Source organism: Reichenbachiella agariperforans, from assembly GCF_900142205.1.
Lineage (GTDB): Bacteria > Bacteroidota > Bacteroidia > Cytophagales > Cyclobacteriaceae > Reichenbachiella > Reichenbachiella agariperforans.
Window position 1 is genome coordinate 189,673 of record NZ_FRAA01000002.1, and the last position, 16,355, is coordinate 206,027.

At 43.0% G+C, this 16,355-nt stretch carries 14 protein-coding genes; 7 read left to right on the top strand and 7 right to left on the bottom strand.

Annotated elements, in window-relative coordinates; translation table 11 throughout:
* Positions 1-17: 17 nt before the first annotated feature.
* The 3 genes from BUB99_RS07195 to BUB99_RS07205 all read right to left on the bottom strand — a co-directional run bounded on the left by BUB99_RS07195 (position 18) and on the right by BUB99_RS07205 (position 3,449).
* Complete coding sequence (locus BUB99_RS07195) at positions 18-2,366, bottom strand: efflux RND transporter permease subunit (RefSeq protein WP_317041711.1); 2,349 nt, start codon at positions 2,364-2,366, stop codon at positions 18-20.
* Between the two features lie 222 nt (positions 2,367-2,588).
* Positions 2,589-2,984 carry a hypothetical protein gene (locus tag BUB99_RS07200; RefSeq protein ID WP_073120984.1) on the bottom strand — a complete coding sequence of 132 codons (396 nt, stop codon included), beginning with the start codon at positions 2,982-2,984 and terminating at the stop codon, positions 2,589-2,591.
* A gap of 54 nt (positions 2,985-3,038) precedes the next feature.
* Complete coding sequence (locus BUB99_RS07205) at positions 3,039-3,449, bottom strand: hypothetical protein (RefSeq protein ID WP_073120986.1); 411 nt, start codon at positions 3,447-3,449, stop codon at positions 3,039-3,041.
* A gap of 337 nt (positions 3,450-3,786) precedes the next feature.
* Between BUB99_RS07205 and BUB99_RS07210 the strand changes: the two genes are divergently transcribed.
* Positions 3,787-4,974 (top strand): sodium:calcium antiporter, encoded by a 1,188-nt coding sequence (locus tag BUB99_RS07210; protein ID WP_073120988.1) that lies wholly within the window; start codon positions 3,787-3,789, stop codon positions 4,972-4,974.
* A gap of 76 nt (positions 4,975-5,050) precedes the next feature.
* Here the strand turns inward: BUB99_RS07210 and BUB99_RS07215 are convergent, their stop codons facing one another.
* From BUB99_RS07215 to BUB99_RS07225, 3 genes are all read right to left on the bottom strand, one after another.
* On the bottom strand, positions 5,051-5,728 hold the full coding sequence (locus BUB99_RS07215; RefSeq protein ID WP_073120990.1) for an energy transducer TonB: 678 nt from the start codon (positions 5,726-5,728) through the stop codon (positions 5,051-5,053).
* A 78-nt stretch (positions 5,729-5,806) separates the two neighbouring features.
* Complete coding sequence (locus BUB99_RS07220; RefSeq protein ID WP_073120992.1) at positions 5,807-6,070, bottom strand: hypothetical protein; 264 nt, start codon at positions 6,068-6,070, stop codon at positions 5,807-5,809.
* Positions 6,067-6,612 (bottom strand): RNA polymerase sigma factor, encoded by a 546-nt coding sequence (locus BUB99_RS07225; protein ID WP_073120994.1) that lies wholly within the window; start codon positions 6,610-6,612, stop codon positions 6,067-6,069. Before BUB99_RS07225 ends, BUB99_RS07220 begins: the two co-directional genes overlap by 4 nt.
* 124 nt (positions 6,613-6,736) lie before the next feature.
* Here BUB99_RS07225 and BUB99_RS07230 point away from each other — a divergent pair, with 124 nt between their 5' ends.
* From BUB99_RS07230 to BUB99_RS07255, 6 genes are all read left to right on the top strand, one after another.
* Positions 6,737-7,312 (top strand): 5-formyltetrahydrofolate cyclo-ligase, encoded by a 576-nt coding sequence (locus tag BUB99_RS07230; protein ID WP_084190423.1) that lies wholly within the window; start codon positions 6,737-6,739, stop codon positions 7,310-7,312.
* Positions 7,313-7,315: 3 nt separating this feature from the next.
* Complete coding sequence (locus tag BUB99_RS07235) at positions 7,316-8,284, top strand: YpdA family putative bacillithiol disulfide reductase (protein ID WP_073120997.1); 969 nt, start codon at positions 7,316-7,318, stop codon at positions 8,282-8,284.
* A gap of 118 nt (positions 8,285-8,402) precedes the next feature.
* Complete coding sequence (locus BUB99_RS07240) at positions 8,403-8,846, top strand: hypothetical protein (protein WP_073120999.1); 444 nt, start codon at positions 8,403-8,405, stop codon at positions 8,844-8,846.
* A 290-nt stretch (positions 8,847-9,136) separates the two neighbouring features.
* On the top strand, positions 9,137-10,222 hold the full coding sequence (locus tag BUB99_RS07245) for an efflux RND transporter periplasmic adaptor subunit (RefSeq protein WP_073121000.1): 1,086 nt from the start codon (positions 9,137-9,139) through the stop codon (positions 10,220-10,222).
* Between the two features lie 30 nt (positions 10,223-10,252).
* Positions 10,253-13,420: an efflux RND transporter permease subunit gene (locus BUB99_RS07250; RefSeq protein WP_073121002.1), complete on the top strand. Its 3,168-nt coding sequence runs from the start codon at positions 10,253-10,255 to the stop codon at positions 13,418-13,420.
* The gene (locus BUB99_RS07255; RefSeq protein WP_073121004.1) at positions 13,413-14,852 is read left to right on the top strand and encodes a TolC family protein; all 1,440 of its coding nucleotides are present in this window, start codon (positions 13,413-13,415) and stop codon (positions 14,850-14,852) included. Before BUB99_RS07250 ends, BUB99_RS07255 begins: the two co-directional genes overlap by 8 nt.
* Positions 14,853-14,933: 81 nt before the next feature.
* Here the strand turns inward: BUB99_RS07255 and BUB99_RS07260 are convergent, their stop codons facing one another.
* A complete protein-coding gene (locus tag BUB99_RS07260; RefSeq protein ID WP_370453803.1) occupies positions 14,934-16,355 on the bottom strand; it encodes an alanine/glycine:cation symporter family protein in 1,422 nt (473 codons plus the stop codon).

A 16,355-nucleotide genomic window follows, 5' to 3' on the forward strand; every position in this document is an offset into this window, starting at 1 on the left:
TCAAAAATAGTCTTCGATTATTTACTTTCTTCTCCCTTATCGGTTGATGGGGGGTCGACCTCTATCAATCCTAAATCTATCTCTTCATCCTCCTCCTCATCATAGAACTCAGGGTACTGTTCTATCAGGGGGTGTTGTGTCGCGTTTCGTTTCCCATTGTCAAATCGTAACAGCAAAGCAGGCAATAGAGTTAAGTTCGTTAGCATTGCCATGAGCAAGGTAGTAGACGTCAATACACCCAGTGCTACTGTGCCACCAAACTCCGATGCGGCAAAAATCACAAAGCCAAAAAATAGAATGACCGATGTATAGATCATACTGGCACCAGTCTCTCTAATACTTTTGCTGACTGCTACAGGAACGAAAAAATTATTTGCGAATAGCTCTTGTCTGTACTTGGCCAAAAAGTGAATAGAATCATCCACTGAGATGCCAAACGCGATACTGAAGATTAATGCGGTACTCGGTTTGAGCGGAATACCCACGAGCCCCATCATTCCACCAGTGATCAAGAGAGGAATGACATTAGGGATTAAACAAATCACAATCATTTTGAAGTTCCTAAACAAGAGCGCCATAATGAATGCAATAATTACAAACGCGATAACCATACTCATGATCAAATTGTCAATCAGAAACTTGTTCCCTTTGATGAAAAGTAATGTCGTTCCTGTAATGGCTACATCAAACTTCGTCTCTCCAAAAATAGAGTCTATCCGAGGCTGTATGACTTGATTGACAAGGGAGTCCATTTTGACAGAACCTATATCAGCCATTTTGAGTGAGATACGAATTTTTTGACCCGTAGAGTCTATGAATCCTGAAGCTAAATCGGACTCATCCGTTTCTTCTTTCAGGTATCTAAGGATGAAATTCTTATCTCGGCTATTTGGCAAGCTATAGTAGCTTGACTTATCGTTGTAAAATGCCTGACGAGTTGCTTTGATAAAGCTCACAACAGACATGGGCTTAGACACATACTCTATAGAATCTAAGAAAGACTCAAACTCATCGATCTTACGCAGATTGGACAGATTCTGTACGCCTTTCTTTTGTTTCGTATCTACGACGATTTCGAGCGGCATCACTCCCGCAAAATTCTTCTCAAAAAACTCTAAATCTTTTTTAGTCTGACTCTCCTCGGGTAAGTCATCTACCATAAAAGAGACTGCTTCTATTTTGGTAATCCCATAACAGCACACAATCGCAACGATTGCTGTCGCAATGAACACATACTCCTTATATCTATGTACCAAGTTGTCCAGTGCCGTGAGGACTTTATCTAATGCCTTAAATTCTAAATGCTTGAGATGTCTACGTCCTGGAGGCTTCAGGTAAGAAAAGATACATGGAATCATAATCATGCTCACCACGAAGGTGGCCAAAATATTGATTCCTGCTACTATCCCGAACTCCTTTAGTATCACGATGTCCGTCAGTGCCAGTACTAAAAAACCCACAGCAGTCGTCACATTAGTAATAAAAGTAACGATGCCTATTTTTTGGATAATGGTTCGGATGGCCCTTTCTTGATCCCCATGTGCAAAGTACTCTTGGTGGTACTTATTGATCATATAGACCGTGTTCGGGATGCCTATCACGACGATAATCGGTGGCAACAAGCCAGTCAATAGCGTGATTTCATAATCTAGGAGCACCAAAGTACCAACAACCCAAAGCACCACCATCCCAATGATAGCCAACGCGACTAACAGTACTTTGAAAGACCTAAAGAACAAGAATAAAATAAAACCCGTGACAATCACAGACAATACTAAAAACATCCTTAACTCGTCTTTGAGCTTTGATGTATTAATGTAGCGAACGTATGGCAGCCCTGCATATCGCAGCTTGATGCCTGTGTCTTTCTCAAAAGATTCTGTTACAAATAGGATGTCTCCAATAACACGGTTACGTGCATCCGAGTCCATGAGCTCTTTTTGAATAGTCACTAATACGACACTGGCTCCATTGTCGGGGTTGATAAGTTGCCCACTGTAAAACTTGATATCTTGGGCATATTTGATCAGTGAATCCAAGTCATCTTGATCAGCTGGTATTTTGTCAAAAACTGGAACAAGTTTAAATTTCTTTTCCTCTTGATCCTTGACAAGTTTGCTCAAGGACGGCAGACTGACCACATCATTGACACCATTGACTTTCATCAATGCATCCGACATATAACTGAATTTACGAAAATTATCCACCTTGTAGACCGCACTGTCCAACACTCCTAGTGCCAAAATGTTGCCGTCTTCGCCAAAAACCCGTTTGAACTCCATGAAATCCACCATATCGGGATCATGGTCGGGCACGACATTGGCCAATACAAATGACCATTTGACAAACTGTCCCTGATATGCCATAAAACCAGTGATAGCCACCAGAAGTATGATCAGGTACAGACGAAATTTTATAATGATGTTAGAAATTTTATACCACATGCTTGAAAAACAAGGTGCAAAGGTAAGGATTTTTGCATACTAATGAAGCGGAAAAAATCATGTGTAGAGATTCATTTTAGTAGTGCGTAAAAAAAGGGGCTACACCCCTTATTATTAACTTTTTAAACCAGAAATCAATGGGTATCAATTTTGGTATTTCATCACAGCTTTTTTCAACGCTTCTTTGTTAGATGTAATCGCCGGATTAGAATATATCTTAGAAGAGAGCTCCGCTATCACAGCTTTTTTAAAGCCTAATTTTACTGCTACATCTTCACAATATTTCACCTCACTCAAGAAAACTTCTTTGTCTATTTTCATCAACTGAACAACATTAAACAGATACTCAAATTTTTCGTCATCCATCATCGTGTTAAGATCGGGTAATGGGACGGGGTTTTTGAGGAGGTCTTCGATCTCACTTTCGGCTACTCCGTTGGCCTTGCCTACCATGTAGATCATGTCTTTTTCGTCATCGGCAAAATCATTGTCAATATTTGCCAACCCGATGAGCATACTGAGTTGTGATTTAATATTCATGCGGTTCTAGTTTAAGGGGTATCTGTTTTCAGGATTAAGAAAACGCTTTCTTTATTATGCTTTATGTTTTTGAATCAGTGTCTTGAGGTAATCTCTATCAGATGTGACCGAAGGGTCACTGAATATCCCTCCACTGAGCTCTGATACGACTGAAGCCTTGTAACCTAGTTTCTTTGCCAACTTTTGACAGAATCTAATCTCACTCAAATAAACCTTCTTGTCCACCTTCATGAGCTGAACAATGTTATATAGGTACTCAAACTTCTCATCTTCAGATAACTGCCCCAAATCGGGCATGGCCATCTTCTTGCTACTCAAATGATCTTCAAAAACTTGATCTATTTCACGCTCTGGAACAGCGTTCGCTTTACCCAAGGCGTAGATGTATCTTTTTTCAATATTGGACAACTTATTATCTACTAGAGAAAGCTGTACCATCACACTCATCTGAGCTTTAAAATCCATAGGTTCGTTTTTATATACTTCGAATTTAAAGATACAAAAAAATCGAACATTAGCGCATTATACAAATCATTCTTAAAACAAAGCGTTAGATAAGGCTGCCCATCCTTTAAAGAAGCCTCTCCATTTCATTAATTTTTATACTAAAAATCCAAATTCAGGTATTGCAACGTAGTTATCCTATACCCAAAAAACGGTAGATCAAGTTCTTATTTGATTTACGTGAATATTGATATAAAAAAAATAGCGTAATTTAGTTTTTGAATCAGCGCTATACATCTTTTGAATAATTCACAAGATGTAAAACTCAACAAACTACCAAGCCAAAAAAACTTAAATAATGGGCATAATAATACCGCTAATACTAATTGCAATCAGTTGTGTAGTCATCTGGAGAGCTGGAGATGGTTTCATGACCGCATCGGAGTACATAGGTAGAAATCTTTCTGATGGTGTGAGAGGAGCGTCTATCAATGCGATTGCCAGCTCTATGCCCGAGGTGTTCACTTCTATGTTCTTTTTATTCGTACTCAAGGATGCTTCTGGTTTTTCTGGAGGGATCGGTACTACTGCGGGTAGCGCAATCTTCAACGGCATGGTCATCCCTGCAGTCTCTGTTATCGCAGTGATTGGGATCGGACTTGCCAAACGCATAGAAGTATCTAAAAAAGTAATGCTCCGTGATGGTATTGCACTTATCCTCACAGAACTAATCTTCTTGATTTTGATTAGTGGTTCAGAGCTAGATTGGTATCATGGCCTAATCCTCATGGGCGTTTACTTGGTGTACATTGCCTATATGTTTTTATCAATGGGGAAAAATGCATTGTCTGATGATTCCAATGAAGATATTGCCGAGGAAGAGGATGAAGATGATGAACCAAAACCATCTTTTCTTAAGAGTGTTTTAACCTTTGACCTTGAGAACACTTTTATTAGAAGAAAGATCACGGGATCAAACGCTTGGCCATTACTCTTTTTCTCAACTTTAGCGATCGCATTGGTCTGTTATCTTTTGGTGGTGGCATGCGAATGGATGGGAGCTGATACTTATGTGGTTCCTTACTTAGGAACTTTTAATGGGTTGAATATCCCGTTAATGTTTGTCGCATTGATTTTGGCATCTGCAGCTTCTAGTTTTCCAGACACAATTATCTCTATTAAGGATGCGCAACGTGGACAATATGATGATGCTATCTCGAATGCTCTCGGTAGTAATATCTTTGATGTGTGTTTTGCTTTAGGGTTTCCGCTATTCTTGTTCACAATTATTTATGGGCCTATTCATATGCCACCAGAGCTCGTAGACCTCAGTAGCGAGCTAAGATTGCTGTTGCTAATCTTGACAACTATAGCAGTGATTATTTTTACCTCCTCTAAATATATAGGTAAAGCAAAAGCGTTTACGCTATTGACGATATACATTCTATTCGTACTCTACATTATAGGTAGGGGTTCTGGAAATGAGTTTACCCAAGGTATTGCTGATTTCCTTGTGGAAACGGTCAGAATATTTAGTATTAGATAATACATGAACCCTCAAAATCTAAAAGGTCATTTCTTAACTTCTTTTAAAGAAATTAAGAAATGACCTTTTTTATAGGTTAGTTGAGCCTAAACACGATCGGCACGATCATCCTCACACGAACTGGTTTCCCTCTTTGTTTGCCTGGGTTCCATCGAGGCACGGTGGCTAACACACGTGCGGCTTCCTCATCACAGTCAGTACTTATTCCTTTGATAACTTCTATCTCAGCGATAGAACCATCCCTATCTACTACAAACTGCACAAATACGCGCCCTTCAACACCATCTCTTCTGGCGCGATTCGGGTATTTCATTTCTCTCCCTATATGACTATAAAAGCTAGCCATACCACCGACAGGTTCTGGCATCTGCTCGACTACACCTATATATACATCAGGTTCTTCCTCTTCCAACTCCTCATCTACCACTACTACATCATCAATATCGATGGTCAATTCTTCAATCTCTACGAGTGCCTCTATCTCCTCCTGCGTTTCGACGAAGACAGGTGCTTGCACAGATTTTCGTTCAATAGGTGCCTTAGGCCTTTCGGGTGATTTGATCACTGCAGCTACTGGTTCGATGACATAGAACACATCATACTCTACCTCTGGTTCAGGCAGGTGAGGCACGACCTCCTCTGTTCGCCAGTTGAAGGCCATTAACACCAATGACAGGCTCGTCACTAACCCTATACTAAAAAACATACCTCTTTTGCGTTCCAGGTCGATTGCTGGATTTTTCCTCAATTCCATAATTGTAAATTTTAATGGTTAAAACATCTATTCAATCACAGAATTAAGACTACTCCCGGGATGAGCCTTAATTACAGTTTATTCGCTTTTGAATTCGTCGAAGAGCATCTGGTCGACGTTTTCTTGTTTCGGTTGCTTTGAGTGAGTCGTCACACGGATGAGCCCCATTACGAGCATACCGAAGATCAAGACTGCCGCAACTAACAGCAACCACATTCTGCGCGACGAAGTGGATTTTTTTTCACGCTGTACGAGATCACTCAAAGATTGAAAATCTTTGTGCTTATCGATCTGGCTTTTTTTCACCGATCCCCTCCTCAATCTGATATCATATTTGGTCATGACTCCTTTTTTAATGAATCAAACTTCTCCTTTAATTTTTCCAAAGACCTGTATAGTCTCATTTTGATTCCACTTTCCTTTTTATCTAAGATAAAGGCGATCTCTTTAAAATTCTTACTTTCAAAAAACTTGAGTTCCAAAATCTGAATCTCATCGTCACTCAACTCTGCGATCAACTGCATCAGTACAGTCTGCTTTTCTTCTTGATCCTCGATTTGCTCGCAGCTCATTACGAGATTGACCTTTTCATCTTCGAGACTCAAATGTTGCCGCTTTTTCGTCTCACGAAAATACTTATTGGTCTCATTGGTCGCGATCTTGTACAGCCACGCACCAAATCCCACTTCACGCACTTGATATTTAGGTAAGGCCTGCATCGCATTCATAAAAACCCGCGAAGTAACATCCGCAGCGGCACTCTCCTCATCAGTACGCCGATACACAAAGCGGAAAATTGACTCATAGTACCGATTATACAATGGCTCAAAATGCTTAATGTCTGCTTTTGCACGCTGGATGATATCTGCTTCTGAATAGTCCAATGATCAAGTCGTCGCTTTGTTAGTTTACAGTTATAATCCTAAGATGGACATAAAGTCACATTTTTCGAGCGAAAAAATATTTTCTCATGGTCAATTGCTCCCGAATGGCTTTATTTGAACTCCCATGAGCACCATTGACAAAGCCAAACTGAGAACGGTCTATCTCCGAAAACGTAAAATGCTCTCTGCTGAAATGTCTGCAGAGATAGCCTCTAAGATACTGTGTCAGTTTAAAGTCTTTTTGACGCAAGTAACTGTTCGAAATGTGCATGTTTTTCTACCCATCACAAAGCAGAGCGAGATCAACACTTGGTTGATTATCGATCACCTGATCTCTGAAAGTATTGATACCATCATCTCTAAGTCAGACCTCTCAACGAACCAACTCACACACTACCGCTACGAAAATAAAGAACAGCTTCAGTTCAACAAATGGGGCATTCCAGAACCTACTAGTGGTCAGATTGTACTGGAGGATGATATAGATATGGTAATCGTGCCATTGATAACTTTTGATAGACGGGGACATAGGATTGGCTATGGCAAGGGCTACTATGATCGGTTTTTGAGTAGCTGTCGTCCCGACTGTCTAAAAGTCGGGCTAAGCATGTCTCCACCTTTAGATATCATTCCTTATGTAGATTCGTATGATGTAGCTTTGGACTATTGCATTACCCCGCTAAAGAACTACAAATTTTAATCCATGAGTGAAAAGAAAATATATGACGTCATCATCATCGGTGGCGGCCCGATAGGTCTAGCCTGCGGTATCGAAGCGAAGAAAAAAGGGCTAAGCTATGTCATCATCGAAAAAGGCTGCTTGGTCAACTCACTCTACAACTATCCGATGAACATGACCTTCTTTTCTACCTCCGAGAAGTTAGAAATAGGGGGAGTTCCGTTCATCTCTCACAACAGTAAACCAACCAGAGCCGAGGCGCTCGAGTATTACCGAAGGGTCACCACCACCTGGGAACTAGACATCAAGCTGTACGAGAAAGTCAAATCGGTTCAAAAAACGGACACTTTCGCCATCAAAACAGATAAAGGCAACTACCAGTCTAAACATGTTGTTTTATCGACAGGTTTCTATGATTTACCTTTTTTGCTGAATGTCAAAGGAGAGAATTTATCTAAGGTCAAACACTACTACGATGAGCCTCATCCCTATTTTGGACAAAAAATCGTCGTGATCGGAGCGGCTAACAGTGCTGTCGATGTAGCCTTAGAAACCTATCGAAAAGGTGCAGAAGTCACGATGGTCATTCGTCATGAAGCCATCAACCCACGGGTCAAGTATTGGGTACTCCCAGATATAGAAAACCGGATCAAAGAATCGTCTATCAAGGCATATTTTAGTTCGTCGATCGCTGAGATCCGTGAGCATGAGGTGGATATCATGACGCCCGAAGGACTGGTAACGATAGAAAATGATTTTGTATTGGCTATGACAGGATACCAGCCTAGCTTTCCATTTCTAGAAGGCATGGGCATAGAGATCGGAAAAGACAATATGAAGACCCCTGTCCACAACCCCGAAACCATGGAAACCAATGTGTCAGGTCTCTACCTAGCAGGCGTAGTATGTGGTGGATTGCAAACCAACAAATGGTTCATCGAGAACTCCAGAGTGCACGCCGAAGTTATAGTAGAAAATATTGTATCTGGGTGAGTAAATTGCACTTTTCCTAGTACCACCCCCCGAAAACGATAATGTTTTTACCTAAAACATAAAATACAAGAGTTTATTGATCCTATATTAGAAATCATTTTTATACTTTAGCCTTTAAATGCCAAGTAAAATAGTCAAATATATACTATCGCCACTCGCGTTATTCGTTCTACTGCTGAACGGATACAGCCAGTCGTATGCGCATACGTTTGACGAAAACATCTTTACTTATCATGATAATGCTTTACTAGCCTCTGAGCGTAAAGAAGGCGAATCGCTACGCAATGAATGTAAGATTCAAGCCGCTACTCCTGACAAAGAGAAACATCACCGTGATGCCAACGATGATGCTATAGAGAAAGTCGAAGAAGAAAAAGAAGAAGATGACAAACTGCATGCTTATAAAAAGCATATCGTGCATGGCAATTTCTTCAACTCGATATTTGATACACCAACCTTTGGTCATTTCTTCATCGCGCTGAACAAACGCTTACTCTCCTACACGGAGACTACTTATTCTACCCCCAGTAACAATATTCTTTTTCAGGTATTCATCCTATGATCCTGTCGATGTAGATAGTTAAGTTTATCTACTCCCTCCCTTTTTTGTCATACTCCCTCCAGTGACTGGCAGCCTATATGTCTTTTATACCCTTGAATCACTCCGTCTATTTTACACTGCGGACATAATTCTATGGATATAAATCACAATGAAATAGATGTCTATAAACACATTTTTATTTTAGTTAAAGGTGCTGTTCATTTAATGGAAACGGAGCATATCATGTGAGGTGAGGAAACAAGCTAATCCTCCTAGGAAATAATCAATAACACCTATTACAAAATAAAACCATGAATAAAATGCTCATTCTCATGGCTCTGTGTGCGTCTATATACTGCACGAGTTGTGAATCACACAAAGAACACAAGAAACTTGAAACAAAGTTCTTGGTCACTAGTCCAATAAAAATGGACACTTCGATTACCAAAGATTATGTTTGTCAAATCCGCTCCATTCGTCACATCGAACTAAGAGCACTCGAAAGAGGTTATCTGCAAGATATTTTCGTAGATGAAGGGCAGTTTGTCAAAAAAGGGCAGTTGATGTTCAAAATTATGCCCCTACTCTACAATGCCGAGCTCCAAAAAGCAGAAGCAGAAGCAGAGTTTGCTAAAATTGAGTATTTGAACACCAAGTCCCTCGCTGATAGAAATATCGTAGCGCCAAATGAACTGGCACTCACGAAGGCCAAGTATGACAAAGCCAAAGCAGCCTTATCACTGGCTCAAATTCATTTGGGTTTCACGGATATCAAAGCTCCTTTTTCGGGTATCATGGATCGCTTTCACAAGCGACCAGGAAGTTTAGTAGACGAAGGGGATCTACTCACCGACCTCTCGGACAACAGCAAAATGTGGGTCTACTACAACGTCCCAGAGGCAGAGTATCTAGACTATAGACTCAACTTAAAGAAAGACAGCAGTCTGATGAAAGTCAATCTACTGATGGCCAACAACAAGATGTTTGACCAAACAGGTGTAGTAGAGACCATAGAGGCGGATTTCAACAACCAAACGGGCAACATCGCCTTTAGAGCGACCTTCCCTAACCCAGACCGTCTGTTGAGACACGGTGAGACAGGCAATGTTGTCGTGAGAGTAGACCTCAAGGACGCATTAATCATACCTCAAAAAGCAACTTTTGAAGTCCTAGACAAAAAATACGTCTATGTCGTCGACAAAGACAATAAAATACAATCCAGAATCATTACCATCGGTGCTGAAATGTCCGATCTATTTGTCATCGATAGCGGCCTAGACGAAGGTGACAAAATTCTTCTTGAAGGTTTGCGCCTCGTGCGAAACAATGACAAGATCAACTATGAGTTCAAAGAACCCAAAGAAGTCATTTCTCATTTGAGATTGCACGCAGAGTAATCCTATATCAAGCACTAAAAGAAAATAACAATGTTTCAGCAATTTATACGTAGGCCTGCACTCGCCATCGTGATCTCTTTGGTCATTATGTTTATGGGGGCACTCGCCATCAAAACACTACCTAAATCCCAATTTCCCGATATCGCCCCACCTATGGTTGTGGTGTATCTATCTTACCCAGGCGCTAGTTCGACAGTATTGACTAACTCGGTGCTAATCCCGTTAGAACAAGCAATCAACGGTGTACCGGGGATGAAGTACATGTTCTCCACCGCAGCGAGCTCTGGGGAAGCCAACATTCAGATTGTGTTTCACAAAGGAAGTGACCCGAACCAAGCGGTAGTCAACATCAACAACAGGGTGCAGCAAATGAAGAACCGACTGCCAGCGATTGTACAGCTGGAAGGTCTACGAGTTCAGCGACTGATGCCAAACATGCTGATGTATGTCAACCTCTATGGTAAAGATACAACCAATGTAGACATGAAGTACATCTTCAACTATGCCTACATCAACATGCTTCCCGAGCTACAACGGATCAATGGGGTCGGCCTGGCTCAGATCGTAGGTAGTCGTCAGTACGCCATGCGAGTCTGGTTAAATCCAGACCGAATGCGGGCCTATAATATCTCGTCCGAAGAGGTCATGGATGCACTCAACGAACAAAGCATCATAGGATCTCCAGGTCGACTCGGTCGTGCCGATAGTAAAAGATCTGAAGCTATCGAGTATGTACTGACCTATAAGGGTCGCTATAGTGATGCCGACCAATACAAAAATGTAATCATTCGTGCCAATGATGATGGGGAAATCCTCCGACTGAAAGATGTCGCCGATGTAGAGCTCGGCAGTGAGTACTACGACATCTACTCTAACAAAGATGAATACCCGTCAGCAGCGATTACTCTGAATCAAGCCTATGGAAGTAATGCGACTGAAGTAATCGAGGAAGTGAAAGCCAAACTGGAAGAAATGAAGAAAGATTTTCCTCCAGGGATAGAATACGAAATCAGCTACGACGTATCCAACTTCTTAGATGCATCAATCGATGAGGTGATTCACACCTTGAGAGACGCATTTATTTTAGTGTCTATCGTGGTGTTTATATTTCTCGGAGACTGGCGATCTACGCTGATCCCGACACTGGCGGTACCTGTATCGCTGATAGGGGCATTTTTCGTCATGCAGGTGTTTGGACTCAATATCAACATGATTACGCTTTTTGCATTAGTACTTGCCATCGGTATTGTCGTCGATGATGCGATTGTCGTGGTAGAAGCCGTCCATGCGAAGATGGAAGAAAAACATCTCTCGCCGTTTAAGGCAGTAAAGGAAGTGCTGGGAGAAATCAGTGGAGCAATTATCGCGATTACACTGTTGATGACAGCAGTATTTGTACCCGTAGCGTTTATGTCTGGACCCGTCGGGATTTTCTATCGACAGTTTTCCATCACTATGGCTTCATCCATCGTGATATCGGGGGTTGTTGCTTTGACTTTGACGCCTGTACTCTGCGCAATCATTCTCAAGAATGATCATGGCAAACCAAAGAAGAAAAACATGTTTACCAACGCGATGGATGGTTTCAATAGTGGATTTGAAAAGCTCACAGGTAAATATGTCGGTCTACTCAAAGTCATCGCCAATCGTCGTGTCGTGACCTTCGGATTGTTAATTGCCTTTGCTGTCGGTACGTTAGGGATTACCAAATACTTACCGTCAGGTTTCATTCCATCCGAGGATCAGGGGATGATCTACGCTGTACTGCAAACACCTCCAGGGTCTACCTTGGAGAGGACGTATGCTATCAGCCGTGACCTCCAAAAGAAAGCGCTCCAGGTAGATGGAGTCAAATCAGTCTCTTCGCTAGCAGGATATGAAATCCTAACACAGGGTAGAGGGTCCAATTCTGGTACATTGCTGATCAACTTAGACCCATGGAGCGAACGACACCATGGTATCAAAGAAGTCATCGAAGAGTTGGAAGAAAAAGCCCAAAGTATTCCAGGTGCGAAAATCGAGTTTTTCGATCCACCAGCCGTGCCAGGCTATGGTGCAGCAGGAGGGATTGCACTACAGCTATTGGACAAAAATACAGACATAGATTACGAGCGATTGGGCAAGGTCAATGAGGCCTTTATGGACGAGCTAGCCAAAAGAGAAGAGCTAACCTCTTTGTTTACTTTTTACCGAACAGACTACCCTCAATATGAGCTAGAAATCGATAACGAACTAGCCATGCAAAAAGGAGTCTCAATCGGTAAAGCGATGGACAACCTCTCCATCATGATAGGTAGTACCTATGATCTGGGCTTTATCAAGTTTGGTCGTTTTTTCAAAGTATTTGTGCAGTCTGATCCGTCATTTAGAAAACTACCCACGGACATCATGAAGCTCTATGTCAAAAATGATGTCGGTGAAGAAGTGCCCTATTCGGCTTTCATGCGGATCAAAAAGACGCAAGGGATCTACGAGATCAATCGCTACAACATGTACACCACAGCGTCGATTCGTTGTGCACCAGCAGAAGGGTACAGTAGTGGCGAGGCGATCAAAGCGATCCAAGAAGTGGCCGCTGAGAAACTGCCAAGAGGCTTTGATATAGACTGGGCTGGACTCCAAAAAGATGAGGTTTCTCGTGGTAACGAAGCAGTTTATATTTTCCTCATTGTATTGATCTTTGTCTATTTTGTATTGTCTGCACAGTATGAGAGTTTCATCCTCCCACTAGCTGTAGTACTCTCACTACCCGCTGGGGTATTTGGATCTTTCCTATTCATCAAAGCGATGGGCTTGTCCAATGATATCTATGCGCAGGTTGCACTGGTCATGCTGGTAGGGCTATTGGGTAAGAATGCCGTATTGATCGTCGAATTTGCCGTGCAAAAGCATCAAGAGGGCATGACGGTACTGGATGCTGCCATAGAGGGAGCCAAAGTACGTTTCCGTCCTATCCTGATGACTTCCTTCGCCTTCATCGCAGGATTGATACCATTGGTACTGGCACATGGTCCTGGGGCCATCGGCAACAAGACCATCGGCGCATCAGCACTGGGAGGTATGCTGTTCGGTACAGTATTCGGGGTGATTATCGTCCCAGGACTGTACTACATATTCGGATCATTGGCAGAAGGACGTCAGATGATCAAAGATGAAGATTTCGAGCCATTAACTGAAAACCATTCGCACCATGATTAAAAGAGCCATGAAGAAGAGTTTGGTAGCAGCAGCAGTCGCATCTGGCCTATGGGCCTGTGCGCCTGACCTAGCCACTACCAAAACCGAAAACACAGAGGTAGTTCCTGACCGTTTCAACGACGTGCAGGACTCTACCAACACTGCCGATATAGCATGGCAGGATTACTTTAACGATCCCTACCTCACAGCACTGATCGATACCGCACTGATCAACAATCAGGAGTTGAATATCATACTGCAAGAGATAGAAATCGCTCGGTTCGAGGTGAGAGCGAAAAAAGGAGAGTACCTCCCTTCTGTAGGCGTAGGGGCTGGTGCAGGTTTTGAGAAAGTCGGACGCTATACACCTGAAGGAGCAAGTGAAGCTACGACAGACATCAAGCCAGGCAAGGCTATGCCAGACCCAGTACCAGAGCTAGGCATAGGCGCCTATGCGACCTGGGAGATTGATGTCTGGAAAAAGCTGCGTAATGCTAAGAAATCTGCGGTCAAAAGATACCTGTCTACTATCGAAGGCAAAAACTTCATGGTGACACATCTGATTGCAGAAATTGCACATTCCTACTATGAGCTTTTGGCCCTGGACAATCAGCTGGCTATAGTCCGGCAAAACATCGAGATTCAGAGCAATGCCTTGGAGATCGTCAAGCAGCAGCAGCTTGCTTCACGTGTCACGGCATTGCCCGTGCGAAAATTCGAGGCAGAAGTACTCGGGACGAAAAGTCTTCAGTATGGTATCCAGCAGCAGATCATCGAGATGGAAAACAAGATCAACTTTCTGGTCGGACGGTACCCACAGCCTATCGAAAGAAACGCTGAGGTATTTAATGGTCTCGTGCCAGACATGGTCTATGCCGGGATCCCTGCTCAGATGCTAGACAACCGACCGGACATCAAGCAGGCAGAACTAGAATTAGCAGCAGCTAAACTAGATATACAAGTAGCCAAAGCACGGTTTTATCCATCGATAGGTATCTCAGCGGGCATCGGTTTTCAAGCCTTCAATCCGAAGTATCTGATCAAGTCACCAGAGTCGCTGCTCTACTCATTGGTCGGAGATGTCTCCGCGCCACTGATCAATAGAAATGCCATCAAGGCTACCTACTTCAGTGCAAACGCCAAACAAATCCAAGCGGTATTCAACTACGAACGAGCGATCCTAAAAGGCTACATCGATGTGATCAATCAGCTCTCCAATATTAGCAACTTGGAACAAAGCTATGCTTTGAAACAGCAAGAAGTAGAAACACTAAATGAGTCCATCGTCATCGCTACAGACCTATTCAAATCTGCCAGAGCAGACTATATGGAAGTACTGATGACGCAGCGTGATGCACTTTCGTCAAGGTTCGAATTGGTAGAGACCAAAATCAAACAACTAAACGCCAAGGTCAATGTATACCAAGCCTTAGGCGGTGGATGGAAAGAATAAAAGACCCCTTTTTACCCCTGTTTTAATTGTAAAAGCCAATTCACGAGTGTGTGGATTGGCTTTTCTTTTGCCCTCAAATGATCACTCCACTTTCGCGAAGTACACTTTAGCGGCCTGCATCACTTTGGGTGCAAGGTAGATCGCAGACACCATCGTGGGGATCGCCATCAGACCATACATCACGAAGATCAAGCTCACCACTCCGTCTAGACTCCATACCGAACCAATCAAAATGATGGCTACATACCAGTAGTTGAAGAACTTCGCGTACTTGACGCCCACCAAAAAAGAAAGACATTTCTGTCCCAAGTACGAAAAGCCAAACACCGTCGTAAAGGCAAAAATCAGCACACAAGCAAGGAGTATATAATGCCCCAGGTAAGGAATCGACACGTCGAAAGCCTTGGCTGTCAAAGAAATCCCATCCAGGCCAGTCTCCGTCCAGACCCCAGTCGACAGGATACACAAAGCCGTCATCGTACAGATCACCAACGTATCAATGAATGGCCCCAGCATGGCCGCAAGCCCTTCCCGCACGGGTTCGTCGGTCTTGGCTGCTCCGTGCATCATCGGTGCGGTACCAATACCTGCCTCATTGGAAAACGCCGCTCGTTTGGCACCCTCTACCACGATCGCCCCTACAGCACCACCCAGCACTGCGTCCGCATGAAACGCATCTTCGAATATCAAAAAGAAACTATCAACCACACCACTCCAGTTCACAACCATAATCACAAGTACGCTCAGGATGTACACTACGACCATGAGCGGCACCAAGCGTGACGCTACTTCACCGATCCGTTTGATCCCACCAAAAATCACAAGTACCGCAAAAAACACGATAACCATCCCTAGCGAAAGATCCACCAAGAACTCATTCCCCTCTACCCAACCGAGTGGACGAATGAGCACCTCACGTGTGACCTGCACAATCTGATTGGCTTGAAAAATAGGTGTAGCACCAAAGAACCCCGCTACCGCAAAAAACACGGCCAGCGGTTTGAAATATTTGGGCATCCCCTCTCGAATCACATACATCGGGCCACCCTGTATCTGTCCCTCACTATCATAGCCACGGTACATCACCGCCAGCGTACAGGTAAAAAACTTGGTCGCCATACCTACAAAAGCACTGACCCACATCCAAAATATTGCTCCTGGCCCACCTGCTACGATCGCCAGCGCTACGCCGCTGACATTACCCATACCTACGGTAGCAGCCAGATGGCCAGACAAGGCCTGAAAGTGAGAAATCTCACCCTTCTCTTCTGGGCTATCGTACTTGCCTCGAAGGATATTGATCGAATGCCCGAGGTAACGAAAAGGCAAAAACCTAGAGTAGAGCATAAAGAAGAGCCCTCCTCCGATCAACAAAAAGAGCAAAGGCTTGCCCCATACAAATGATTCTGCTTGCTTAAAAAAATCTTCTAACGTGTATAAAAAATCCATAAAGGAGTGAAAATAGTAAAGTCCAGAGTCCTCCTGACCCCAAACTGTGTTCAT